This window comes from Dialister hominis (genome assembly GCF_007164725.1).
In the GTDB taxonomy this organism is placed as follows: Bacteria; Bacillota; Negativicutes; order Veillonellales; family Dialisteraceae; genus Dialister; species Dialister hominis.
This window is the reverse complement of record NZ_AP019697.1, coordinates 1,053,254-1,076,424: the sequence shown is the minus strand read 5'-3', so window position 1 is coordinate 1,076,424 and position 23,171 is coordinate 1,053,254. Positions and strand designations below refer to the sequence as shown.

Here is a 23,171-nt window from a genome sequence, read left to right as displayed (position 1 = left end):
TGCTTGGGGGATGACAATTATGACAGAACTAGCGAAACAGATGGGGAAATGGATTGGAGATTTGCAGAAAAAATCTCAGAATGGGGTTATTTCGAATAAGGATATTATCGCTATTATTTCCGATAATAACTTAGGAGAAGAAGAACTGTCAGAATTATATGAAGAATTACATAAAAAGCATTTAGAAATCAACTTCGATGAAGAAGCTTCTGATGAGGATTTGGAAATGCTTGATTCAGAAGATAATTCTGAGAGAAAAGAAGTTGAGAAAATCAGCGCGGCTCCAAGCCATGAAGGTGCTGTTGCCATTGATGATCCTGTAAAAATGTATTTAAAGGAAATCGGCTCGATGCGCCTGCTCGACAGCGATGAAGAGATAGTCCTGGCCAAGAAAGTCGAAAAAGGAAGCCTTCCCGATGCAACAGATGAGGATAAGAAGGAAGCTGACGATGCCAAGAAGGAATTGGCTGACAGAAACCTCAGACTTGTGGTTTCTATTGCAAAAAAATATCTGGGACGGGGTCTTCAGTTTTTGGACCTGATTCAGGAAGGCAACTTAGGGCTTCTTAAAGCAGTCGATAAATTTGATTATACAAAAGGGTATAAGTTTTCAACTTATGCGACATGGTGGATCAGACAGGCGATAACCAGAGCGATAGCAGATCAGGCGCGCACTATCCGCGTCCCTGTTCACATGGTTGAAACCATTAACAAACTGAACAGGATATCCAGGCAGCTGCTTCAGGAAAAAGGCCGGGAGGCTACGAATGAAGAACTGGCAGAAGCTATGGGAATCTCCGTTGAGAAGATCAGGGAAGTAAAGAAGATAGCACAGGATCCCATTTCTTTGGAGACCCCGATTGGAGAAAAAGAAGATTCCCATTTGGGAGATTTCATAGAGGATCATGAAACTGTTGCACCGGATGATGCAGCGGGCTCGATTTTGCTGCGCGAGCAGATAGAGGAACTGCTGCAGTCTCTTACCGACAGGGAGCGGCAGGTACTCGAATTGAGATTTGGTCTGAAAGACGGAAAGACAAGGACACTCGAAGAAGTAGGCAAATACTTCGATGTGACAAGAGAGAGGATCCGCCAGATCGAGGGCAAGGCACTGGTTAAGTTGAAAAAATCGGCAAAGACATTGATCAATCAATAAGGCATATCTGGGCTGTATGCAGCTCTCAGGGATCGATACAACTGATTATCGGGCTTCACGAAATTAGGCTGGCTTTAACTCTTGACTCATTCGGGTTTAGCTGTTAGAATAGCATAAGTTGGTGATGCGGGCCCATAGCTCAGTTGGTCAGAGCCGACGGCTCATAACCGTCTGGTCCCAGGTTCGAGCCCTGGTGGGCCCACCAATAGAATTTATAAAGCTGAGCGTTTGCTCAGCTTTTTTGTTATATAAATATGATAAGAGGAAAAATGAAATTAACCCCAAGGCTCCAGGAAGTAGAAAATTTGGTTCCGCAGTGCCGTATTATGGCAGATATAGGAACGGATCATGCATATCTCCCCCTGCATTTGCTGGAAGAAGGACGCATATCATATGCTGTCGCTTGTGATATACACAAGGGGCCTCTGGTGAAAGCAAAAGAGCATATCATCAGAGAAAACAGAGGAGATTGTGTAGAAATAAGACTGGGAGCCGGAATCGAGCCGTTAACGACTGGCGAGGTGGATGGTGTAACGATTGCCGGTATGGGCGGCTTAATGATCATTGATATATTAAAGGATTCTCCGGAAAAAGCACATGCCCTTCATTGGCTGGTCCTGCAGCCCCAGAATCATGTTGCTGATCTGAAGTATTTTCTTATGAACAATGGCTTTGTGATTCAGGAAGAAAGAATGGCAATAGAAGGGCAGCGCCTGTACGAGCTTATGAAAGTGGTACCTGGAGAACCTGAATGTGAAGTTACTTTGTTTGAAGCAGAGGTAGGCGTGACTGAAGCTTATAAAAAAGATCCGCTTTTCCCTATGCATATCAGAAAACTGATCAAGAAGAGAGATATCCTCATTCATTCAATTTCTGATGACAATCAGAATGATAGAAACAGGAAAAAGAAAGAAATCGCATTGAAAGAAAGAGAACTTTTGGAGGGAATGTTATGAGTATTGAAGCAAAGCAGATCATCAATATCATGAACGCGTGGGCACCGCAGAGTCTTGCAGAAAGCTGGGATCACCCGGGGCTCCAGATTGGGAACGTACATACCCCTGTAAAGAAGGTATTGGTCGCTTTGGATTTAACGGCTGAAAACGCTTCCTATGCTGCTGATAATGGCGTCAATCTTATTATTTCGCATCATCCGTTTCTCTTTAGATCTCTTCATGAAATTGATTTAGGCACATATCGTGGAAAGATCATTGAAACACTGATCCGGTCATCGATTGTTTCATTTGCAGCGCATACAAATCTTGATATTGCCCGGGGTGGAGTCAATGACGTATTGGCAGAGAAATTATCCCTCAGTGATGTATCCGGACTTGCCCCTGCTGAAAATGGATCTGATGCGGATTCTCTTGGCAGAACCGGCATGCTCCCTCGTGTGATGTCAGGAAAAGAAGCGGTCAGCTATATCAGGGAAAAACTGGAAATGCCCGTTATCAGATACAGCGGCGATATTAATAAAAATGTGAAGAAAATCGCGATTCTTGGCGGAGCTGGAAGCGAATATATTCATGATGCAAAAAGGCTTGGCGCAGATCTTTTCCTGACGGGGGATCTGAAGTACCATGAAGCGCAGGAGGCTTATGCTAGTGATATTATCGTGGTTGATGGCGGCCATTTTTATACAGAGCATCCTGTTGTCCAAAATCTTGCAAACCGGCTGCGCCAATCATTTGAAGAGAAGAGCTGGGATATTGAAGTTGTGGAAGATCCTGTCGCAAGAGATGTTTTCAGCTACATTGGATAATCAAGCTTCTCATTTCTTTTCTTGAATAAAGAAAATATTTATGATATACTAACTCCTACGAGCAGGAAAGATGATTGCGGGCCGAAAGGCGTGAGGAAAGTCCGAGCTTCGCAGGGCAGGATGCCGGATAACGTCCGGCGGGGGTGACCCTAGGGAAAGTGCCATAGAAAAGGAAACCGCCATCTTAGGATGGTAAGGGTGGAAAGGTGCGGTAAGAGCGCACCAGCAGTCGGGAGACCGGCTGGCTTGGTAAACCCCATCCGAAGCAAGACCGAATAGGGAAGGGTTGAGGTTGCCCGCTGACCTTCCGGGTTGCGTCGCTTGAGCAGTAGAGTAATTTACTGCCTAGAAAGATAATCATCACCGCGCAAGCGGTACAGAACTCGGCTTATTGAATGCTCGCCGCAAATGAAAAGAGACTGGAAACCATTTTGGATTCCAGCCTCTTTTTTATTTGAATCTTGAGTAATAAGCTCATATAAAATTTGGTTCATCACGCTTTTTTGTGGGATAAAAATAATAACATATAAAATTGGCATTGAAAAAGAGCATTATCTACTCCAAAATGTAAGTTGCCTAAAACTACGCACGGAGGTCGAATAATGCTCTTTTATTACCATAATGAAATCACTTTTAATTGTCAATATTATCGCACAGAAAATATCACTAACCATCCAAATCCTCATTGCCATACCCGAGTTACCAGTCTACGGACTGCCAGAGATTTTTCCTGTCCGCACTGTCACTCCCGTATGTATAGTTATGGGGCTTTTTCTGTACTCATCAAGGATTTTCCAGATCTTCCTAAGCAAAAGAAGTATATAGAGTTCTCGGGGCACAGATTCCGCTGCACATCCTGCGGGGAGACCATAACGGAAGATATCCCCTGCCAATGCCCTTTCACACGCGTTACTTGGGATATGGCCTTGTGGATTATCCATCTGCTTAAGTGTCATACATCCATTTCTGCCATTTCGGCCATGCTCTCTGTACATTGGAGTACCATACAGAAAATACAAAAGCATATCATGGATAAGGCGTTGGCTGCCTTTGAAACCTGCGCCTGAAGAAAAGTAACTATCGCCCACGGTATTTGGCCGTAGATGAGTTCGCTATCCATAAGGGCCATCGCTATGCCACCTGCGTTATGGATTTGGAAACGGGATTCATCTTGTGGGCCGGCCTGGGCCGCTCCATGGCAGATTTTGAGCACTTCCTTAAAAGCATTGACCTTTCGCTTCTTTCCAGGCTAAAAGCGGTGGCCATGGATATGAACGCATCCTTTAACAGGCTGTTTCAGAAATATTGTCCGAAGGTCCCCATCGTTTATGACCGGTACCATATGCAGGCACAGTTTGGGCGTGATGTTATGGGAGCCGTGCGCCTGGAGGAAGCACAAAAGCATAGGCAGGAAGCAGAAGCATTAAGGGAATATACGAAAGAAACTAATAATCCAGAGCTCCAGAAGATGGCCAGGGAAAAGAGCCATGAAGAAAGGAAGCTTTATACCGAATTAAAGAAATCCCGATGGATACTGTTAAAGAAGGACGACCACCTGAATGAAAGGCAGAAAACTCATCTGTTGGATATCCTGAGCGAGCATAGGGATTTGGCGATTTGTTATGCCATGAAGCAGGAGATGACTCATCTGTTCACATTGACTGACTATGAAGAAGCTCTCGCCGGATGGACAAAATGGATTCAGGCTGGACTGGAGAGCGGGATTCCTGCCCTGGTAAAGTTTGCCCGGCAAAAGCAGAAGCGAATCAAGGGACTGGCTGCTCATGCCCTGTATCCTATCAATACGGGGAAGCTTGAAGGATTCAATAATAAGATCAAGGTACTAAAAAGAATCGGATATGGGTACCGAAACATGGATTATTTCTTTACCCTTATCCGATTCCATTCTTTACCTAAAAATTATTCATCCCCCAAATTTCCGTGAAGAGCCTAAAATTTCTTATTTATGTTTCTTTGAAAGGGAAATTGCTTTTTCAAATGTCTTGAGAATGCTTTCGGACGGCTCTTTATCAAGCAGGCTGACAACTATGATCGAAATGGTTGAAAGGAAGAAACCAGGAACCAGTTCATAGATGCCGAACCATTCAAACTGTTTCCAGATAAGGACGGTAATTCCCCCGATAAGTACACCGGCGTAGGCACCTTTTAATGTCATGCGTTTCCAGTAAAGTGAGAGGAGTATCGTTGCACCGAAGCAGGCACCAAATCCAGCCCACGCATAAGAGACAATCTGGAAAATATAGCTGTCCGGATCGGAACCCAGATATACTGCAATTATAGAGACAACCAGTACACTGATGCGGCTTACACGGATCAACGTCTTTTCAGATGCATTCTTGAAGAGGAATGCCTGGAAAAGATCTCTGGAAACCGCAGAAGACGTTACGAGCAATTGGGAGGAACTTGTACTCATGATCGCTGCCAGAATGGCTGACCAGATGATTCCTGTAATAAATGGTGCCGAAAGAGACTTTGCCATGATGATGAATACTCTTTCAGCATCCGCATTTTCCAGAGGGGTGCTGAGATAGGCTTTGCCGACAATACCAATGGCAATGGCAAAACCAAGGGATAATAAGACCCAAAGCATAGCAATGTGTGTCGATTTCTTTAAATCATCGGCATCGCCGATTGCCATGAATTTTACTAAAATATGAGGCTGGCCGAAATATCCAAGGCCCCATCCCAGGGAGGATACCAGCATAATAAGCAGTGCCGACATGCTTGTGGATGCGGGGAAGAATGAAAAGAAATCCGGGCCTTCGCCTGATAAGATATCCATCGTCGGAACCGGACCGCCTAAAGCAATTGTTGCTGCAAGCGGAACGTAAATAACCGTAAAGAACATCATTGTTCCCTGAATGAAGTCTGTCAATGCAACAGCAGAGAAGCCGCCCAGGAATGTATAGAAAACGACAACGAATGCACCGAGAAGCAATGCATGGAAATATGGAATACCAAAAATAGTATTGAATAATCTGCCTGCTGCTACAAATCCGGATGAGGTGTATATGATGAAAAAGAGAATGATGAACACTGCGCAAATCAAGCGAAGTCCGTTTTTGGTATCCTCAAAGCGGTTTGAGAGGTAGTCAGGTATTGTCAGGCTGTTATTTGCGACTTCTGTATAATTTCTTAAACGTTTTGATACGAGAAGCCAGTTCGCCCATGTGCCTATAATAAGGCCGATGCCGGTCCAAAAAGCAGATAAGCCGTGCAGGTAAGCATAGCCGGGAAGACCCATGAGCATCCAGCCGCTCATATCGGATGCTTCAGCACTCATGGAAGTCAGCCAGGGACCCAGTTTTCTATCCCCCAGAATATAAGAGGAAAGGTTTTTCTGCTGTCTCGAATAATAAAGGCCGATACCCATCATTAAAATCAAATACAGAATGAAAGCTAGTGCTATAGGCCAGCTGTTGTTGAAATCCATGTGAAAGTCCTCCTGAAACCGTCTTTCTCAAATAAGTATATTTTATCATAATAAAGTATTTTAGCAGATATGTAAAGAGAAATGAGCCGGAATAAGGATTCTTAAGTTGAAATGTCTATTGCAGCGGCCTTAACAGCTTAAGCAGAAACGGTCATAAGAATATCATTTCAATATTTCCGGAGAATGATAATAATCTTCATTGGAATATCTGTACCTGTCAGAATGACGGCAGTAAGCCTGAATGTCAGTCGCAAGGAAATCTATGGAAAGCGCCTCCCGGCTCTTCTCATCAAGAGTCCTCATGGCTTTGGCGGCAGAGGTAATTACGGGAATTGTAATATGATGAATCAGTTCACTGCTTTCCTGGCGGAGCGCCAGAAGTCTGGCATATCTGGGAAAATCAGGCTTGACAAACGGAGACGGCTTTTTGGTGCCGGATAAAAGAAGCGAAGCAGATATTCTTTTTAACTTGCTGTAAAGATAACGCTTGCTCTTGATTCCGCTTAACATCTGAGGGAATGTCGTTTTTTCGGCTTCTTTTTTCCATTTATTTTCAAGGCCTTCTGTAAAAAGTCCCGAATCAGAAAGATCGGAAAGTCCAAGTGCTTTGGACATGAAGAGACATGCGTCTTCATATCGGTTAAAGTCTGTATAATTTCCGCTCTGCATTAATATTTCGGCTTCTTCCTGTATATTTGGAGGCAGTAAAAGGCTGCTTCCTGTTTCCAAAAGCTGCGCTCTTGCATCAGAAGCGGAAATATTGTGTTCCATATCCCGGTGTGTAATGAAAACTTCCAGATCAGGATAATACTTGGAGACCGTTTCGACATATCTCAGTCCCAAAAGGTTATTGGGCTTTATCAGTTCCTGGTAAAGCTTATTTGAAAAGCTGTTTATTGCAGCAGAAGCGGCGCGGCTGTAGGGAAGGCCGTTCTTCAATTCCTGATGGAGCCTTGCTGTGTAATCTTCTGTCTGCATCCATCTGGCAATGTCAAATAACTGATTCTTATCCAGCGATTCTGTAGAAAAAGCTATATGGGTGCATCCTAAATCATGCAGCAGGTGAACGGCGTTTTCAGAAAATGAATCGGCGCTTTGCAGTACATAAAGTGCTGGATATTCAAAAACAGCATCTACGCCTGAAGAGATGCTCCAGGAAGCTCTGCTCCATTTATCAAATATGGCAGGCTCTCCCCGCTGTACAAATGAGCCGCTCATGGCTGAAATTATACGAGCGTCCGGGAAGCTCTTTCTGATTTCTTTAATCATGGCTGCATGGCCTGAATGAAAAGGGTTCCATTCAGCCGTAATTCCAATTACAGGATTTTTTTTCATGATGACTCCTCATCAAAATACAGGCCGCTCTGGGTATGTAAAATCAGCAGATGAATGAATATTTCAAGTGCATATGGGTTTTCAAAATCTTATAAGTTACACATTTGGCAAGGCTTACAGGCTTACATATGTTATAATATTAAAAGTATGTCAGGATAAAATCAAATGCAAGGATGTTCTAAGGCATAACTGATAAATCTGCATATCTGCATAAATGTAAAAATATATATGGAAAGTGATGAGTCAATATGGTTAAATTTCTTAAATCAAAATTATCTGCTGTCCTGATGGTCGTTTTATTGTCTGCTATAGGTCTCAGCCTTGCCGGGTGCGGAAAAGAGAGCCTTGATGATGAGTTTATTTTTGGCAAGAACAGGGTTCATTGTGAAAATAGTACAATTACATTATCAACGCCGTTTGAAATCATTTCGGAAGGAAAGCAGGTAGATCTTGTCGGCCGCGGTGAAGAAAAAGTGAGTGCAGAAGGGCATAATGAGCACCTTCAGATTTTAGTTACCGGCAATCAGGTCTCCAGTGATGAGAATGAAGAAAAACTGGTGAAGGAAGCACCGGCTATTTTACAAAACAACCCGTCTGTCAGCCGTTTGAAAGTAGAAAATAAAACGTTTTCCCTGGGCGATACTAAAGCCAATGTTTTGAATTTTACATTTGCTGAAACTGATAAAAGCAGGACTACCGATCTAAGTGTAAGAGAATATATTTTTACCTACCAGGGTGTTGTTTGGAGAGTCATCTATCAGTACAGAACGGACGATGCAACAGGGAAGGCCCTGGCAGACCGTGTAGAAGGAAAGATTTCAATGGGAACTAGCTTTTAATTGAATTTATTTTAGGAGAGGAGTTATAGAAGAATGAAGGTTATTGGCGCAAGGGCGCCACTGGTCCTGTGTATATTCACAGGAATTCTGCTGAGCGAAGCGGTCAATCATATGCTGACGGCGGGTGCTTATTTTTCTCAGTATCCGTATCTGACGCAGTCTTTTACCATTCTAAATATTGAGAATATATCGCTCAATCTGTTTATTATGCAGCTTCATTTCGGCATAAAGATTGTGCTGAATCTGATTACAGTGCTCAGCATTCTCGCATCACTGTATGTATACAAGAAATTATAAAGAGAAGATTTTATAATAAGGTTCACAGCGTTCCTTTCTAGTTCCCTGAATTTAAATAGTTCATTTGGTTTTTTATGGCTCTGAGGTATGGAGAAAGCATTACCGGCCATGTGCAGCGAAATGGAGTGTTTTTATGAAGATCAAGGATATGCGTCCGGAGGACCGGCCAAGAGAACGTTTTGCAGAGTCTACGAATGTAAGTCTTGTCGATTTGGTGTCAATTCTCATCCGCACAGGAACACGGGGGAGAGCCGTGACGGAAGTGGCCCAGGAAGTAGTAGACTTCTTGGAAGCGAAAGAGCAGGACGGCATCGACTTCTTTGATGATCTTAATTGGCGTGACTTGATTGAAGTTAATGGCATTGGAAAAGATAAGGCAGTAACGATATGTGCAGCAATAGAACTCGGGCGGAGGCTGGCGTATCGTCACAAGAAGATTGAACTTATTGATTTTAATTCACCGCAGAAAGTTTCCAGGTATTTCATGGAGAAGCTTCGTCATGAAACACAGGAAAAGTTTATCGTTTCATTCTTGAATGTTAAAAATAAATTACTGGGATACAAAGTAATTTCGCAGGGAAGCCTGGATGCAGTATCTGTTGATATCAAGGAAGCAATGAAGTGGGCTATCCGGTATAAAGCACACGGATTAATCATTCTTCATAATCATCCCTCCGGCTCGCCTGAACCATCGGATGAGGATATCAACGTTACGAGGCGCTTTAAGGAAGCGGCTGAATTGATGGAAATGGAATTGCTGGATCATGTCATCATAGGGGATGGCATCTATGTGAGTCTCAATGAACGGGGGTTCATCTGATTATTAACAGCCTTGGAATATAGCGGAGTACAATGCTATAATATTGAGGTAGTAAATACGTTCATCATGAGGAGGAATTAGAATGGAAGAAATGGAAAACGGCAAGAGGTATTCCGCTGAATCTAAGGGCTATAATGATAAGATTTATGAAGTACGCTTCCTGCCAGTCATGGAAAGACCTGAATATCAGGAAGGCGAAACAAGAAAAGCTCTTGAAAAGCTGAAAAAAGAAATGGCAGAGAAGGATTTCGAAAAATATATAAATAATGGCTTAATCAGAGTTACCTACGATGGCAGTCATCTTATGCTGATTGCTAAGTCGGAAATTTACAGAACAATGCTGACAGGCCCGTTTTTCAATGTAATCTGCAAAGCATTTGACGTAGGAAACTTCCGTGTAGTCAGCCAGGTAAACGGGTATTAAGATTTTCAACGTTCAGATCTGGAATAGTCAGGAATAAAAGCCGTGGGTATGGAACCTGCGGCTTTATTTTATTGCTATAATGATAAAGTTTTTATTGGTGAAGGTCATGCAGGCCGATACAAGATTGACTTGAGCACAATAAGATGATAATCTTAATAAAACGTTAATATGTATCTAATTATATTATTTAAAGGCAGGGAAAATATATGGAATTTTGGCATCTTTTCAGGGCAGGCGGATTTATGATGTATCCGCTGGTTATAGCATCCATTGCGGTTGTTGCTATTTTTATCGAGCGGTTCAATTACTATAAAAAGTGCAGATCGGATACGCAGCTTATCACGGGAATGCTTCGGGAGTATATCCCGGGCGGCAAGTTTGATGAACTGGCAGATGCTTTGGCAAAAGATGGCGGCATTCCGGCTTCGGTTATATTGGACGGAGTCAAATGCATACATCTGAAAGCTGACCAGAATGAATTGATAGAAGGAGCTTCATCAAGGGCTGTCGGCGAATTAAGGAAATATCTGAATTATCTGGATACCATTGTTACACTGTCTCCATTGATGGGTCTTCTTGGAACCGTTATTGGCATGGTCGAATCTTTTAATGTTCTTTCTACTGCTCAAGGGCAGCCTTTTGCCATTACAGGTGGTGTCGCAGAAGCATTGGTGTGCACAGGAACGGGATTGTTTGTAGCTATATTATCTCTTCTTGCATATACATATCTTTCCCAAAAGGTCAGCGAATTTATCGTTCAAATTGAAACACTGGATTCATTGTACCTTTCCTTTATGAAAGGGAGGTAAGGATGAGATTAGAACGATTCGAAAATGAAAAAAAGCCCAAGATAATGATTATACCTATGATAGATATCATCTTTTTCCTCTTGGTATTTTTCATGATGAGTATGCTCAGCATGGTTACACAAAGGTCCATCGGCCTAAACCTGCCGCAGGCTTCGACGGCTGTCATTGAAACGACAGAGGAACTTCCTGTCAGCATTGCAGAAGACGGGACAATTTTTGTTGAGAAAGAGCCTGTTTCAAAAGCAGCTTTTAAGCACAGGATGGAAATAGAAATGAGCAGGAACCATGATGTTAAGGTTTTACTTAGAGCGGACAAGAATTCCCAGCATGGAGATTTCGTTTTTGTCCTTGATCAGCTGAAAGCACTGGGAATCCATAGAATCAGCATAGCTACTGATTCAAATTAATTCAAAAAAGGATCGGTTTATGCATAATATAAATCACAAATGGTCCATGGCTGTTTTTGAGTCAATCCTTTTCCATGTATTCCTCATAGCGTTTTTGGTGGCGGCCGGAAGCTTTTTCAAGGCTTCTCTGCCGGAGAGTAGTCCTATTGAGGTGGATCTCGTGGATACGACTGCAGGTGCTTCGGGAGGCGCAGGTTCCGGTTCCGGACATGGCTCGTCTGTTTCAAAATCAGATACAGTGAATGTAAATCAATTACCGGGAGGGGAATCGAAGGATTCATCAGCAGTGAGCAGCGATATGGCATCTTATGAAGATAATAATGAGTATTCACAAAACATAAATACCAGCACAGGCGGATCAGGCGCTGCAGATGGCAGTGCCCAGGGATCTGGCTCAGGAAATGGGACTGGTTCAGGCTCTGGCGATGGTACTGGGACTGGCTACGGAAGCGGGACCGGCTCCGGCTCTGGTGATGGCATTGGAAATGGCAATGGAGAAGGTTCTGGCGGAGGCGTTACAGAAGGGCCTCAAATCTTATCAAGGGAAGAACCGGTTTATCCATCTGCGGCAAGGTCTGCCGGGATTTCCGGCACTACTGTTGTCGGATTTATCATAGAAGCGGACGGAAGTGTTTCTTCGGCCTGGGTTGAGCAGTCGTCAGGAAACTCATCGCTGGATAGCGCTGCTGTCCAATCTGTCCAAAATTGGAGATTTGTTCCAGCCAGGCAAAATGGAATTCCGGTTCAATCAAGATCCAGAGTTCCTATAATCTTCAATTTGCGTTAAAATTTAAGACAGGGTTTTTATAATTAAAAATATTTAGGAGGAGTTATTATGAAGACAGGGAAATTATTTGGAATCGGTGTAGGTCCTGGAGATCCGGGACTGCTTACAGTAAAAGCAGTGGAAACGATTAAGAATGCGGATATTATCATCACCCCGAAAACTGAGAAAAAGGATGGGTCTGTTGCTTATAATATCGCCAGGAAATATATTCCGGAAAATGTTGAAATTCTGCCAATGGTATTCCAGATGAGCAATGATATGGAAGCGGTTAATGCCCAGTGGAAAGAAAATCGTAAAATTATTGCGCAAAAGCTGGATGAGGGGAAAAATTTAGTATTCCTCACGCTGGGAGATCCGATGCTCTACAGCACGTACATGTATATTTTTAACGAATTCAGAGATTCAGATAAATATTCCATTGAAACAATCCCCGGAATCCCTGCATTTTTAGGAATTGCTTCTTATATCAACCAGCCTCTAACGGAATGGGAAGAAAATGTATTGATTATTCCGGCTACAGCTTCGCCGGAAAAGTTTGATGCAGCACTGTCTGCCGCAGATAACGCCGTTATTATGAAGGTATATAAGAATTTTGCTTATGTACAGGAAGAATTAAGGAAACACCATATGATGAAGAGATCTGTCATGGTTTCCCGCGCAGGACTTCCTGATGAAATTATCCAGAGAGACCTGGACAGTCTGCCGGCTGATTATAAACCTAATTATCTTAGTACAATTATTGCGAAGAGAGATGAGGACTAATGACAGCATTTAACCGTCCCAGGCTGGTAATTGCCGGCACCAACAGCGGTGTCGGAAAAACAACGATTGTCGTAGGCCTTTTAGCGGCACTTCGTCAAAAAGGACTTTCGGTGCAGCCATTTAAGGTAGGACCGGATTACATAGATCCAGGCTTCCATTCAAAGGCAGCCGGCCGAGATTCTTATAATCTTGATACATGGATGGTTCCGGAAGAATATCTTCAGGAAAACTTCACAAAGTTGTCAGACGGGGCTGATATCTCAATTATAGAAGGCGTCATGGGCCTGTATGATGGAGGGGCTAATGGAGTAAGTTCTACTGCCGATATAGCAAAGAGACTTAAGGCCCCGATCATCCTTGTTCTGGACTGCAAATCAGTCGGATACAGCATTGCGGCCACAGCATTGGGATTCAGAGAATATGATAAGACAGCAAATATTGCCGGCGTTATTTTGAACAAACTTGGATCTGACAGGCATGAAGCCATGGTCAGGGAAGTTATGGAAAAAATAAATATGCCGGTTGTCGGCGCTTTCCATAGGGATGATCATCTTAAGACACCGGAAAGGCACCTCGGTCTGACGCCGGTTACTGAAATTGAAACGAGCCAGCTGATTGAAGATATCGGAAAGGCTGCCAGCCGATACATTGATATGGATCAGATTCTTGCTATCGCCAATTCTTCACCGGATCTTGATATTGACGATGATAAGAATGCAGAAGAGAACCATAAAATTGTGAAAATCGGCGTTGCCAGGGATGCAGCATTTTCGTTTTATTATCCATCCAGCTTAGAAAAATTAGAGAGCATGGGAGCCGAGCTCATCGATTTCAGCCCGCTGGAAGACAGCAGCATTCCTGATGTCGACGGACTGATTTTTGGCGGTGGTTTCCCGGAAATGTTTTTGGAAAAGCTTCAGGAAAATGAAAGCATGAAGCAGTCGATCAGAGAGGCTGCATCAAAGGGGATGCCTATTTACGCAGAATGCGGCGGTTTAATGTACTTATGCCGTCAAATTGTTGATTTTGACGGGAACGCTTTTGATACAGCAGGCATTATTCCCGGGGTTTGTAAAATGGGCAAGAACCTGCAGCGTGTGGGTTACGTGACTGCCACTGCCCTTAAAGACAGCATTGCTGCCAGGAAGGGGGATCAATTGAGAGGACATGAATTCCACTTCTCAATGATCACCAAAGATGAGGATTACCCGGATGCATATGAACTTCAGGGAACGCGTCAGAGTACTCCGCACTTGGAGGGCTACAGCAAGGATAATGTTCTTGCAAGCTACCTGCACATTTCTTTCGAGGGAAACCCTAAGGCAGCCGATCATTTCATAAAATCATGCTTGTCTTATAAAAAGACTCATTTGTAAAAGCTGGTTCATGTACGAAAATATATAGAATTGATAATAGTCAATTTAGAGGAGAATATATGGAAAACAAGGGCCTTATACTTATTAATACAGGGAACGGCAAGGGGAAAACGACAGCCGCTCTGGGAACTGCTATCCGTGCATGGGGAGATGGACAGAAAGTTCTGATTCTCCAGTTCATAAAAGGCGGCTGGAAGTATGGAGAGCTTAATGCCATCCAGGCTTTAAATAAGCTGGATCAGCGGATTGAAATACGCCAGATGGGAGATGGATTTGTCTTCCATAATCAGGAAGAGGATGAAGAGACTTTCCAGAAGAAAAAGGCTTTGGCTAAGGAAGGCTGGGACATGGTGCGCCGGGAATTTGAAAGCGGCAATTGGGATTTGATTGTTCTGGATGAGATCAATTATGCAATCCATTTCGGAATGCTCAATGTAGATGAAGTTCTCGAATTATTAAACAATAAACCGGAGCGTCTGAATGTCATCCTTACAGGACGGTATGCTGAGCCCAAACTTATAGATGCTGCTGATACCGTTACGGAAATGACCTTGGTTAAGCATGCGTTCCAGAAAGGAATCCGGGCCCGGAAGGGAATTGAATTCTAAATCCTTCTGCAATATAAGTATCCGTAATCATGAAATAATAAAAAGCTCGTAATCATGAAATAATAAAAAGCTCGTAATATAAACGTTGCGGATTTTAAGCTGATACAGTGAAGGCGGGCAATATCAGTTATCTTCTTTACATGTTTGTACTGGCATGATAAAATTTTGTAAGTTGTAGGTACATTTGTTTATTCAATGAGGGATGTATATGGCACTTTATGTAAAGAAATTCGGCGGAAGTTCAGTCGCGACTCCGGAAAAAATGCTTAATATAGCAAATCGTGTGCTTCGTGATAGGAAACCTGGTGATAAAATCGTTATTGTTGTTTCTGCTATGGGTGACAGCACGGATGACTTATTAGATTTGGCAGCAAAGGTTTCTGATGTGAACTATGCCAGAGAACGGGATATGCTTCTCTCTACAGGTGAACAAGTGTCAATTGCATTAATGGCAATGACATTTAAGAAACTCGGGGTTCCAGCTATTTCCTTAACTGGCCCGCAGGCAGGCATAGTTGCAGGCGGCGGTTATGGAAAAGCTACAATTGACGACGTTAAACCGGACAGGGTGTTTAAGGAACTGGAAGCCGGCAATATAGTGATTGTCGCAGGATTCCAGGGAATGATGCCAAACGGTGATATCGCTACATTAGGCAGAGGCGGAAGTGATGCTACTGCCGTTGCGCTCGCCGGAGCCATGCATGCCGATATGTGCGAGATTTTCACAGATGTTGACGGTGTATACTCTGCTGATCCGAGACATGTAACCGGAACTATAAAAATGAAAGAAATTACCAATACTGAGATGCTTGAAATGGCAAGGCTTGGCGCCGGAGTCATGCAGCCAAGAAGCGTAGAACTGGGAATGAAGTACCATATTCCGATCCATGTAAGGTCTACGTTCACAGATGAAGAAGGCACCATAATTCGGGAGGTATGTACAATGGAAACCAGAGATGACACCGTAAGAGGCGTAGCACAAGACGCTCATGCTGCAAGAATTGCTGTTCTTGGATTAAGAAATATTCCAGGAGTTGCTTACAAAATTTTCTCTGTACTGGCTGAAAACAATATCACCGTAGATATGATTGTTCAAAGTGTCAGAAATTCTAACGATGATAAAACGGATATCATTTTCACAATTGACGACGCCGATCTCTCTGATGCAAAGAGAGTTTTGGATGCAATGAGAGATGAAGGAAAAGTCGAAGAAGTGATTTATGATGATGATACAGCAAAGGTATCCGTTGTTGGTGCCGGAATGCTCGGCCGCCCGGGTGTCGCTGCCCGCATGTTTGGCGCTTTGGGCCGTGCAGGTGTCAATATTGATATTGTAAGTACTTCAGAAATCAGTATTTCCTGCCTTATTTTGCGTAAGGATCTCGATAAAGCAGTACAGGCTATTCATGATGAATTCTTCACGGCAGGAGAAGGCAGATAAACTGTTCCATTAATAGACAAAAGCACAGGTCTCGTCCCTGCGCTTTTTCTATTTATGAATCTATTCCAATGATTTGCTTTTAAATACGATATTTATAAATTTTTGATTAAAGGAGAGGCCTATGAAATTCAATAATGGAGATATAATACACGGCTTCCGTGTTACAAATCTATCACATATACAGGAAGTGGATTCCGATGCATATTTGATGCAGCATGAGAAGAGCGGAGCCAGACTTCTCTATCTCGCAAATAACGATGATAATAAGGTTTTCTTTATCAGCTTCCGCACGACACCGGATAATTCCAAGGGAACTCCGCATATCATGGAACACTCTACACTCTGCGGTTCCAGAAAGTTTCCTCTTAAGGAACCATTCGTAGAACTGGCTAAGGGATCTTTAAATACATTTTTAAATGCTATAACCTGGCCGGATAAAACGATGTACCCGATCGCCAGCAGAAATGATAAGGATTTCCATAACCTTATGGACGTTTATCTGGATGCCGTTTTCTATCCGGACTGCCTTAAAAATCCTCAGATCCTTATGCAGGAAGGCTGGCATTACGAATTGGATAATGTGGATGCGCCGTTGACCTATAATGGCGTTGTTTATAATGAAATGAAGGGCGCTCTTTCATCTCCGGAAGCAATCATGGAAGACAAGGCGATGGAGGAACTGTTTCCCGATACGACATACGGAGTAGAATCCGGCGGGGATCCTGAAGTCATTCCTACATTATCATTCAGGGAGTTCAGTGAATTCCATCGCAGATTCTATCATCCATCCAACAGCTATATTTATCTTTATGGCGACATGGATATCGATGAGACACTGAAATTCATCGACCAGGAATATCTGAGCCATTTTGACGCAAGGAATGTCTATTCCGCTGTCAAAACTCAATCCCCGCTTCCGAAAAGAAAGATTGTTGAGGCGCCATTCGGCATTTCTGAAAATGAAAGCCTTGAGAAGAAGACTATTCATGCATTATATATTGCACTTAATGACCATATAACTACGGAAGAGTCTCTCGCATTCAAAATCCTGAGCTATGTTCTGGTAGATATGGATGGAGCTCCATTAAAGAAAGCAGTTTTGGACGCAGGAATCGGGAATGATGTATCTAGTGCGTATGGAGACAGCTATAAACAGCCGGTATGGACAATCGAAGTAACTGGTTCAGAAATTGATAAGAGAGAGAAGTTTATTTCAACTGTCGATCTTGTCTTAAGGAATCTTGCCCTTGATGGAATTGACAGGAATATGCTTGAAGCAGCACTCAACCGCACAGAGTTCATCCTGCGTGAGAATGATTTCCAGGGAAAACCGAAAGGACTTCTGTATGGAGTGAGAGCAATGGATCTCTGGCTGTATGACAGAGACCCCATGCAGGCTCTTAAGTACATTGATGATATCAAGGAACTTAGAAATAATCTGGATAAAGGATATTTTGAAAATCTGCTTTTAAAATACGTTATCAAGAACACGCACCAGGTACTGATTACAATGAAACCTGAACGTGGTCTGACAGAAAAGAAAAATAAGGAGACAGCAGAGAAACTGGCTGCCTTCAAGAGCTCTCTCTCCCACGAACAGCTTGAAGAAATCGTCGAATCGACAAAAGCCCTGAAGGAAAGACAGGCTTCGATGGAAACGGAAGGAGCTTTAAAGACAATTCCGCTTCTTTCAAGAAAAGACCTTAAACGTGAAATCGAAGATGACAGCCTTATTGAAGAAGACCTGAATGGTATCCGTCATTTCCATTATGAAGTCAACACAATGGGTATCACTTATTTGAATATCTTCTTTACACTGTACGGATTGAAGGAAGAAGATATTCCGTATGCTAATCTACTGACGTCGATATTATGCAGCATGAATACTGATAAACATAGCTATGCTGAATTATCCAGACTGTCCAATGCTTATACCGGAGGACTTGGGTTCAATGTCAGTGCATACAGCAGGTATGATAATTCCGCAGATTATACCCCTGTTTTTGCCATCCGGGGAAAAGCTCTGACATCGAATGTCGACAAGCTGATGGGACTCATTGGTGAAGTTCTCTGCCATACTTCTTTCGAAGATACCGCAAGATTGAGAGAGATTCTTCTTCAGGAAAAATCGGAATGGGATATGAGCGTGTTCAGCCGTGGAAGCTCACTGGTTATGACAAGACTTTCTTCTTATTTCTCTAAAGCCGGTGCATTTGCCGAACAGCTTGCATTGAGTTACTACTATTTCCTGTCAGACCTGGTTCGCGATTTTGATGCAAATTCTGATGAGATTGTCCGCAGGCTGGCAGAAGTTGCAAAGATTATTTTTGCAAAATCAAATCTGTTTATAGAAACGATTGGAGAGTCCGGCGAGGTAAGCGCGGTCAAGGATCATTTATATGAAATTGCCGATGATCTTCCGGATGGAAATGTTTATCAGAAGCACACCTTTGATTTTGCCGAAGGAAACAAGAACGAGGCATTCTTAACTTCCGGAAAAGTCCAGTATGTTGGCGAAGGCGGAGATTTCCGCAAATACGGGTTCAATTATACTGGCGCTCTCCGGGTTATGGAAACCATTCTGCGCTATGAATATTTATGGAAGAAGGTTCGCGTCCAGGGCGGAGCATATGGTGCATTTACCCAGTTTTTAAGTGATGGTACTGCGATTTTATGTTCTTACAGAGATCCGAATTTAAAACAGACCCTTGAAACATACAAGAACCTTCCTGAATATATCCGCACGCTCGAATTATCAGACAGGGAAATGACAAAATACGTAATTGGCACGATGGCTGCAGATGAAATACAGCTTACCCCGTCAATGAAGGGCGAACGCGCAATGCTTCATTATTTGAATGGCAATTCTGTTGAAAACCGCAGAAAAGTCAATGATGAAATCGTCAACTGCACAGTAGAAGATATCAGGAAACTTGCGCCTTTGCTTCAGAGCGTTATTGATCACTCCAGTATCTGCGTAATGGGAAATGAAGAAAAGATTCATCAGGATGCAGATGTATTTGATAAAATCCTGTCCCTTCCAGACTGATCATATGCAGGTAAGAACGAGATTTGCTCCGAGCCCGACCGGTTTCATGCATCTGGGAAATATCTGGATCGCACTCTTGAACTGGTTGTGGACCCGGCAGAATAAGGGCAAAATTGTTTTAAGGATTGAAGATATAGATAAGCAAAGAAGCAAGCCGTCCTATATACAAGGAATTTTAGACGATCTTTCCTGGCTGGGACTGGATTTTGATGAGGGCCCTGGCCATAGCTTCTCTTATGGAGATACGATACAGAGCCAGCGTACACATCTCTACGAGGAAACCTGCAGGGACCTTCTGAAGCAGGGGGAGTTGTACCCTTGCTTCTGCTCCCGTGCAAGGCTTCACGCAATCAGTTCAGCACCGCATGCTAATGAGGCAGTATCCTCGTATGACGGCCATTGCCGAAATCTGACAGAACAGGAGAGAGCCGTCCAGACAAAGGCTCCTTCACTCAGATTTAAGGTGGACGATTGCAGGATAGAATTTACGGATCTGCTGAAAGGAAAGCAGTCAAAACATTTAAGAGCCGGCTTTGATGATTTTGTCGTAAAAAGAGCTGACGGGATGTTTGCGTATCAGCTTGCTGTTTCACAAGATGATGGCGCCATGGGAATCACTCATGTGTTTCGGGGAAACGATTTAATGGATTCCACTTTTTACCAAATCCTATTGATGCGTAAAATGGGATACACTCCTCCGGCATATGCACACCTGCCGCTTTTAGTCGATCAGCAGGGAATCCGTCTTTCTAAAAGGCAGCATGGGATTTCGGTTAAAGAGTTAAGAGAAAGTGGTACTACAGCAGAAGAAATCATAGGATTCTTACTGTATCTGGCGGGGGAAACCGGTCACAAGTGCAGGATGTCTGCTTCTGAGGCTCTTCGGAATGTCGATTTTAACACCTGCAGAAATCTCACAAAAGATTCAATAACAGTTCCTTTTTAAAAAATGAATATTTTGAGATGAACGTATTTTTAGGGGGATGTGACAAAATTCATCCCAATAAAAAAGGCTCTGCCCCGGATCATTTGGTCCGGGGCAGAGCCTTTCGTGTTATAATTTTTTTGCAATGAAAAATAACAACACTAGCAATCATTTTACCGCAGAACAAGGCATTTTGCCAATGTTTCCCTCTGAGATTCTCAATGTCGATGATCCTGTTTTAATGTATGACAGATTTATGGAGGAAATCGATCTTAAAAAGTACCTTCGTTACATACCGACGCGTGGCGCTGGCAGACCCAGGTATAATCCCGTCAACATGCTGAAAACGATCATCTATGGTTTCGCAGAAGAAGGATATTGCTCTTTTAGAAAACTTGAAGATAATTGCAGGGTTAACATCAGATATATGTACCTGATGAATTATGAAGCCCCATCCTATCGGACATTCTGTCATTTCGTGAAGGGCTTTCTTAAGTATTCTCTCAAGGATATCTTTTATTCAATTACGAAAGAACTCTGCGGCAAACTCAACGTGGATTTGCAGCATATATATATTGACGGTTCCAAGTTTGAAGCGAACGCAAATAAATACAGCTGGGTATGGAAGAAATCCGCTGAAAAATCCCGCTACAAGCTTTTTGCCAAGATTACCAGCCTTTTTGAGTTACTCAATGATGATCTTAAGTATGACCATATGAGTGTAAACATCAATACAGAATACGCTCCGGACTATCTGCGTCTGGTATTGGATAAATTAAAAGAAATCTGGCAGATTGATGAGACGGCCTTTGTTCATGGAAGCGGGCATCGCAAGTCCGATCATCAACGCAAGTATGAGCAGCTTAAGGCATATACATCAAAACTTGAAGAATATGTTGAGAAGATACAGATATGCGGTACTTCCAGAAACAGTTACTCGAAGACCGATACGGATGCAACATTCATGCGAATCAAGTCGGACTACATGGGAAATGATCAGCTTCTGCCTGCATACAATGTCCAAATAGGTGTTGCCGATGAATTTATTGCCGTAATTGATGTTAACCAGTATTGTTCAGATATGGATTGCTTCGTACCGCTGATGGAGGAATTCCACGAAGTCTATGGGGCTTATCCTAAGTATCCTGTGGCAGATGCAGGATATGGATCTTTCAACAATTACATCTATTGCGAGCAGCACGGTATGGAAAAGTATATGAAATTCCCCATGTACAAGAAAGAAACGAAAGACAAGAAATACCATACCAATCCGTTTCGGCCAATAAACTTTAGAGTTGATGAGAATGGAACCATCCGTTGTCCAAATGACAGGGCTTTCAAATTTATCTATAGACATCTGGTCAGAGGGAACTTATACGGCAGGCAGGAGGAAGTATTTGAATGCGAAGACTGCCAAGGATGCCCGCTGGCAGAGCAATGAGAGCAATGTAAAAAGACCCCGAAGAACAGAAGAATCTCATTGAGCAGAGAACGGAATAACATGTACCAGGAGGTTCAGGATAATCTGGAAAGCATCCATGGAGCCCTGCTAAGAATGAACCGGTCAATCCAGGCTGAAGGAACTTTTGGAATCATGAAACATGACAGATGGTACAAAAGAATCGTCAGAAAAAGGATAGATTCTGTAAAAGCCGAGTTATACCTGGTAGCACTTGGCTATAATTTAAGGAAATACATCACAAAAATAATGGCTCTTCACGGAAATTTGGGGGATGAATAATTTTTAGGTAAAGAATGGAATCGGATAAGGGTAAAGAAATAATCCATGTTTCGGTACCCATATCCGATTCTTTTTAGTACCTTGATCTTATTATTGAATCCTTCAGGCTTCCCCGTATTGATAGGATACAGGGCATGAGCAGCCAGTCCAGCCTGAATCCATTTTGTCCATCCGGCGAGAGCTTCTTCATAGTCAGTCAATGTGAACAGACGAGTCATCTCCTGCTTCATGGCATAACAAATCGCCAAATCCCTATGCTCGCTCAGGATATCCAACAGATGAGTTTTCTGCCTTTCATTCAGGTGGTCGTCCTTCTTTAACAGTATCCATCGGGATTTCTTTAATTCGGTATAAAGCTTCCTTTCTTCATGGCTCTTTTCCCTGGCCATCTTCTGGAGCTCTGGATTATTAGTTTCTTTCGTATATTCCTTTAATGCTTCTGCTTCCTGCCTATGCTTTTGTGCTTCCTCCAGGCGCACGGCTCCCATAACATCACGCCCAAACTGTGCCTGCATATGGTACCGGTCATAAACGATGGGGACCTTCGGACAATATTTCTGGAACAGCCTGTTAAAGGATGCGTTCATATCCATGGCCACCGCTTTTAGCCTGGAAAGAAGCGAAAGGTCAATGCTCTTAAAGAAGTGCTCAAAATCTGCCATGGAGCGGCCCAGGCCGGCCCACAAGATGAATCCCGTTTCCAAATCCATAACGCAGGTGGCATAGCGATGGCCCTTATGGATAGCGAACTCATCTACGGCCAAATACCGTGGGCGATAGTTACTTTTCTTCAGGCGCAGGTTTCAAAGGCAGCCAACGCCTTATCCATGATATGCTTTTGTATTTTCTGTATGGTACTCCAATGTACAGAGAGCATGGCCGAAATGGCAGAAATGAATGTATGACACTTAAGCAGATGGATAATCCACAAGGCCATATCCCAAGTAACGCGTGTGAAAGGGCATTGGCAGGGGATATCTTCCGTTATGGTCTCCCCGCAGGATGTGCAGCGGAATCTGTGCCCCGAGAACTCTATATACTTCTTTTGCTTAGGAAGATCTGGAAAATCCTTGATGAGTACAGAAAAAGCCCCATAACTATACATACGGGAGTGACAGTGCGGACAGGAAAAATCTCTGGCAGTCCGTAGACTGGTAACTCGGGTATGGCAATGAGGAT

Annotated in this window: 22 protein-coding genes, 1 tRNA gene, 1 other RNA gene and 1 pseudogene; 21 read left to right on the top strand and 4 right to left on the bottom strand. The window is 43.1% G+C overall.

Annotated features, from left to right (window positions below):
• Positions 1 to 10 precede the first annotated feature (10 nt).
• From rpoD to Dia5BBH33_RS05055, 7 genes are all read left to right on the top strand, one after another.
• Complete coding sequence (gene rpoD / locus Dia5BBH33_RS05085; protein ID WP_143332513.1) at positions 11 to 1,156, top strand: RNA polymerase sigma factor RpoD; 1,146 nt, start codon at positions 11 to 13, stop codon at positions 1,154 to 1,156.
• 128 nt (positions 1,157 to 1,284) lie between these two features.
• Positions 1,285 to 1,361: transfer RNA gene (locus tag Dia5BBH33_RS05080), tRNA-Ile, on the top strand.
• Positions 1,362 to 1,410: 49 nt separating this feature from the next.
• Complete coding sequence (locus Dia5BBH33_RS05075; RefSeq protein WP_108849706.1) at positions 1,411 to 2,112, top strand: tRNA (adenine(22)-N(1))-methyltransferase; 702 nt, start codon at positions 1,411 to 1,413, stop codon at positions 2,110 to 2,112.
• Positions 2,109 to 2,918, top strand: a complete 810-nt coding sequence (locus Dia5BBH33_RS05070; RefSeq protein WP_143332512.1) for a Nif3-like dinuclear metal center hexameric protein — start codon at positions 2,109 to 2,111, stop codon at positions 2,916 to 2,918. Before Dia5BBH33_RS05075 ends, Dia5BBH33_RS05070 begins: the two co-directional genes overlap by 4 nt.
• A gap of 58 nt (positions 2,919 to 2,976) precedes the next feature.
• Positions 2,977 to 3,324: RNase P RNA component class A (rnpB, locus tag Dia5BBH33_RS05065), an RNA gene on the top strand.
• Positions 3,325 to 3,670: 346 nt separating this feature from the next.
• Positions 3,671 to 3,985, top strand: a complete 315-nt coding sequence (locus Dia5BBH33_RS05060) for a transposase family protein (RefSeq protein ID WP_162501734.1) — start codon at positions 3,671 to 3,673, stop codon at positions 3,983 to 3,985.
• A gap of 26 nt (positions 3,986 to 4,011) precedes the next feature.
• A complete protein-coding gene (locus Dia5BBH33_RS05055) occupies positions 4,012 to 4,863 on the top strand; it encodes an ISL3 family transposase (protein WP_162501764.1) in 852 nt (283 codons plus the stop codon).
• Between the two features lie 15 nt (positions 4,864 to 4,878).
• On the opposite strand, the gene putP is transcribed toward Dia5BBH33_RS05055, so the two are convergent.
• Both putP and Dia5BBH33_RS05045 read right to left on the bottom strand, forming a co-directional pair.
• On the bottom strand, positions 4,879 to 6,372 hold the full coding sequence (gene putP, locus Dia5BBH33_RS05050) for a sodium/proline symporter PutP (protein WP_022382512.1): 1,494 nt from the start codon (positions 6,370 to 6,372) through the stop codon (positions 4,879 to 4,881).
• Between the two features lie 162 nt (positions 6,373 to 6,534).
• Complete coding sequence (locus Dia5BBH33_RS05045; protein WP_022382511.1) at positions 6,535 to 7,707, bottom strand: tRNA(Met) cytidine acetate ligase; 1,173 nt, start codon at positions 7,705 to 7,707, stop codon at positions 6,535 to 6,537.
• 248 nt (positions 7,708 to 7,955) lie between these two features.
• Here Dia5BBH33_RS05045 and Dia5BBH33_RS05040 point away from each other — a divergent pair, with 248 nt between their 5' ends.
• The 14 genes and pseudogenes from Dia5BBH33_RS05040 to Dia5BBH33_RS04975 all read left to right on the top strand — a co-directional run bounded on the left by Dia5BBH33_RS05040 (position 7,956) and on the right by Dia5BBH33_RS04975 (position 21,992).
• Positions 7,956 to 8,546: a hypothetical protein gene (locus Dia5BBH33_RS05040; protein WP_143332510.1), complete on the top strand. Its 591-nt coding sequence runs from the start codon at positions 7,956 to 7,958 to the stop codon at positions 8,544 to 8,546.
• Positions 8,547 to 8,579: 33 nt separating this feature from the next.
• Entirely contained in the window at positions 8,580 to 8,843 is a 264-nt protein-coding gene (locus tag Dia5BBH33_RS05035; RefSeq protein ID WP_022382509.1) for a DUF4321 domain-containing protein, read from the top strand.
• Between the two features lie 133 nt (positions 8,844 to 8,976).
• Complete coding sequence (gene radC, locus Dia5BBH33_RS05030; RefSeq protein WP_108849709.1) at positions 8,977 to 9,663, top strand: RadC family protein; 687 nt, start codon at positions 8,977 to 8,979, stop codon at positions 9,661 to 9,663.
• Between the two features lie 82 nt (positions 9,664 to 9,745).
• Positions 9,746 to 10,087 carry a hypothetical protein gene (locus tag Dia5BBH33_RS05025; protein ID WP_143332509.1) on the top strand — a complete coding sequence of 114 codons (342 nt, stop codon included), beginning with the start codon at positions 9,746 to 9,748 and terminating at the stop codon, positions 10,085 to 10,087.
• A 206-nt stretch (positions 10,088 to 10,293) separates the two neighbouring features.
• Positions 10,294 to 10,896: a MotA/TolQ/ExbB proton channel family protein gene (locus Dia5BBH33_RS05020; protein ID WP_108849710.1), complete on the top strand. Its 603-nt coding sequence runs from the start codon at positions 10,294 to 10,296 to the stop codon at positions 10,894 to 10,896.
• Positions 10,897 to 10,898: 2 nt separating this feature from the next.
• Positions 10,899 to 11,303 carry an ExbD/TolR family protein gene (locus tag Dia5BBH33_RS05015; RefSeq protein ID WP_022382505.1) on the top strand — a complete coding sequence of 135 codons (405 nt, stop codon included), beginning with the start codon at positions 10,899 to 10,901 and terminating at the stop codon, positions 11,301 to 11,303.
• 19 nt (positions 11,304 to 11,322) lie between these two features.
• On the top strand, positions 11,323 to 12,090 hold the full coding sequence (locus Dia5BBH33_RS05010; protein ID WP_232518100.1) for an energy transducer TonB: 768 nt from the start codon (positions 11,323 to 11,325) through the stop codon (positions 12,088 to 12,090).
• Positions 12,091 to 12,138: 48 nt separating this feature from the next.
• Positions 12,139 to 12,852, top strand: coding sequence for a precorrin-2 C(20)-methyltransferase (cobI, locus tag Dia5BBH33_RS05005; RefSeq protein WP_022382503.1), 714 nt, complete (start codon positions 12,139 to 12,141; stop codon positions 12,850 to 12,852).
• Positions 12,852 to 14,228 carry a cobyrinate a,c-diamide synthase gene (locus Dia5BBH33_RS05000; protein WP_143332508.1) on the top strand — a complete coding sequence of 459 codons (1,377 nt, stop codon included), beginning with the start codon at positions 12,852 to 12,854 and terminating at the stop codon, positions 14,226 to 14,228. The genes cobI and Dia5BBH33_RS05000 overlap by 1 nt, the downstream gene beginning before the upstream one ends.
• 59 nt (positions 14,229 to 14,287) lie before the next feature.
• Positions 14,288 to 14,836 (top strand): cob(I)yrinic acid a,c-diamide adenosyltransferase, encoded by a 549-nt coding sequence (cobO, locus tag Dia5BBH33_RS04995; protein ID WP_022382501.1) that lies wholly within the window; start codon positions 14,288 to 14,290, stop codon positions 14,834 to 14,836.
• 208 nt (positions 14,837 to 15,044) lie between these two features.
• Entirely contained in the window at positions 15,045 to 16,277 is a 1,233-nt protein-coding gene (locus Dia5BBH33_RS04990; protein WP_022382500.1) for an aspartate kinase, read from the top strand.
• 121 nt (positions 16,278 to 16,398) lie between these two features.
• Positions 16,399 to 19,326: an insulinase family protein gene (locus Dia5BBH33_RS04985; RefSeq protein WP_143332507.1), complete on the top strand. Its 2,928-nt coding sequence runs from the start codon at positions 16,399 to 16,401 to the stop codon at positions 19,324 to 19,326.
• Positions 19,327 to 19,372: 46 nt separating this feature from the next.
• Complete coding sequence (locus Dia5BBH33_RS04980; protein ID WP_232518099.1) at positions 19,373 to 20,272, top strand: glutamate--tRNA ligase family protein; 900 nt, start codon at positions 19,373 to 19,375, stop codon at positions 20,270 to 20,272.
• Positions 20,273 to 20,396: 124 nt separating this feature from the next.
• Positions 20,397 to 21,992, top strand: a pseudogene (locus Dia5BBH33_RS04975) (IS1182 family transposase).
• Here Dia5BBH33_RS04975 and Dia5BBH33_RS04970 read toward each other — a convergent pair.
• Positions 21,968 to 22,756 carry a transposase gene (locus Dia5BBH33_RS04970; protein WP_143332506.1) on the bottom strand — a complete coding sequence of 263 codons (789 nt, stop codon included), beginning with the start codon at positions 22,754 to 22,756 and terminating at the stop codon, positions 21,968 to 21,970. The pseudogene Dia5BBH33_RS04975 and the gene Dia5BBH33_RS04970 sit on opposite strands and share 25 nt — an antisense overlap.
• A 26-nt stretch (positions 22,757 to 22,782) precedes the next feature.
• A complete protein-coding gene (locus Dia5BBH33_RS04965; RefSeq protein ID WP_143332505.1) occupies positions 22,783 to 23,097 on the bottom strand; it encodes a transposase family protein in 315 nt (104 codons plus the stop codon).
• Positions 23,098 to 23,171: the final 74 nt, after the last annotated feature.